Here is a 1,843-nt window from a genome sequence, read left to right on the forward strand (position 1 = left end):
GCGTCGTTCGCTGCGGTAGTCGCGCTGGCGTTGTCGTTCGCGTTGGCATCCTTCGTTCCGCCCCCGGAACTCCCCACGCTTGCGATGATGCCGAGCGCCACGAGTGCCAGCGGAATGATGAAGCGCTTCTTTTTGAACCACGGACGCATTGCCTTGGCTCGGGCTTTCTCTGCGCGTGCGTCCGCCTTGGCGGCTCGGTAGTTGTCGGTCATGCAACGCCGTTACGTGACAGGTGTGACAGTCACAACGCCGCCGTAGAGGAATGACATGACGCGGTGCGAGTCACACCCATGTAGTTGTCACACCACTGCCCGACTCTCGATCTCGACAACGAGCGAGAGAAACGGGGCGGAGCAGTGGAAAGGTCAGCGGTCGAGCGGGTGGCCGAGTTGATGACGGCGATGGCGGCCGGCGATGCGTCGGCGATGTTCACGTTGTACACCGAGTTCGGCGCGGTGATTCGGCGCGTGTTGCAGAGCCACTTCGCCGATCGGGGCGTGCATGTCGTACCGGCCGACGAGATGAACGGCTTGACGCTCGACGCCACGATGGCGTTGTTCGAGGCGGCGCCATCGTGGCGCGCCGATGGGGGAGCGATGCCCTGGACGTGGGCCGAGCGTCGCCTGCGCGCGATCGTCAACGCCTACCTCGGTCCGCATACGCGTGAGTTCGGCGACGAGGACGGTGGCGTTGTGGCGACCGACGTTGCCGCGGCCGACGTCGACGAGCTCGACCATCTGGAGACGGTCGCCCGCGACGACGACACGATCCGGCTGCTGGTCGACGCGCTCGACGCCACGAGCTCGCGGCGCGACGCGCAGGTGTTCTTGTCGGTGCGGGCGCAGGCGGCGGGCGGTGATCCGTCGCCGGCGAACACGGTGGCGGCGCGCCACGGCATGAAGCCGCCGGCAGTGCGTCAGGCGGCCAAGCGCGTCGGCGATCGCCTGCGGGCCTTGGCGGCGCGCGACGCGACCTACGCGCCGCTGCTCGAGCTGCCGTTGCTGGAACGATGACCGAGGAGGAGCGGTGGCGCGACGCCTGCGCGGCGGAGGAAGGGGTGCCGTCGGGGTGGGAGCCGTCCGTCGACGAACTCGCCGACCGGTTCCGGCTTCGCCTGCATCAACACGGCTGTTCGTGGGCCGACTTGGCGGTGGTGGTGGTGATGGCGCGCAGCCGGGCGAGTGTGGACCGAGCGTCGTTCGCGTCGCGGTTGGGACTCAGCGAGGCCGGCCTGCGCGCCCTCGAGGGTGGCTAGGCGAACTGAGTCACGTTTCACACGCGACGCCGTCGCCATCCCGGTCGAGGCCGGATCGATACCCGGGTTCGCCACGGGAGAGCGGCGCAGCCCCCGCAGCCCGCGCGGCGTCGCAGTTCGCGTAGTAGACGTCCGATGGTGGTGGCGGCGAGTTCGAATCGGTAGTCGGCACGGCGTCGTAGGTCGCATCGGATAGGGGCGGCGGTGTCGTCGTCGGAGGCGCGGTTGTCGGTGGCGGTGCAGTGGTCGTTGAAGTGGTTGTCGTGCTCACCTTTACGGCAGTGCCGCGCGCACGCTTCGTTCCAGAGTCGCAGGAACGACTGACCGTCACCCGAGGCGCCTCCTTCAGTGCCTGCCCCGCAGCCGGCAACTGCTCGCAGACCATCCAGTGCGACTTGACGACGACTCCGAACGTGCCTCCTCCAACGACTTCAACCTTGTGTTTGAAGCCGGCACGTTTGATGTCGCTCAACGCAACGTCAAGCCTGCGCCCTTTGACGTCGGGCATGACGGTGGCATCCGATTTGTTACAGCCGGCCAATCCGACGACCAGCGTCAGCCCCAGCACGAAGCGCAACGCCCTCATCG

4 protein-coding genes are annotated in these 1,843 nt (G+C 67.6%); 2 read left to right on the forward strand and 2 right to left on the reverse strand.

Annotation, left to right across the window (positions count from 1 at the left end):
* Positions 1 to 212: hypothetical protein (locus tag VHC63_17145; protein ID HVV38338.1), on the reverse strand; the 212-nt coding region annotated here is incomplete at its 3' end.
* Positions 213 to 356: 144 nt separating this feature from the next.
* On the opposite strand from VHC63_17145, the gene VHC63_17150 reads away from it, so the two are divergent.
* Entirely contained in the window at positions 357 to 1,013 is a 657-nt protein-coding gene (locus VHC63_17150) for a hypothetical protein (GenBank protein HVV38339.1), read from the forward strand.
* On the forward strand, positions 1,010 to 1,255 hold the full coding sequence (locus tag VHC63_17155) for a hypothetical protein (GenBank protein HVV38340.1): 246 nt from the start codon (positions 1,010 to 1,012) through the stop codon (positions 1,253 to 1,255). The genes VHC63_17150 and VHC63_17155 overlap by 4 nt, the downstream gene beginning before the upstream one ends.
* 10 nt (positions 1,256 to 1,265) lie before the next feature.
* On the opposite strand, the gene VHC63_17160 is transcribed toward VHC63_17155, so the two are convergent.
* The coding region (locus tag VHC63_17160; GenBank protein ID HVV38341.1) for an excalibur calcium-binding domain-containing protein at positions 1,266 to 1,843 on the reverse strand (578 nt) is incomplete at its 5' end.

It is taken from the genome of Acidimicrobiales bacterium (genome assembly GCA_035546775.1).
Taxonomy (GTDB): Bacteria; Actinomycetota; Acidimicrobiia; order Acidimicrobiales; family JACCXE01; genus JACCXE01.

Bases quoted from the DNA above. Each gene is read 5' to 3' on its own strand.
- VHC63_17155 (HVV38340.1), top strand. From the start codon at position 1,010: ATGACCGAGGAGGAGCGGTGGCGCGACGCCTGCGCGGCGGAGGAAGGG.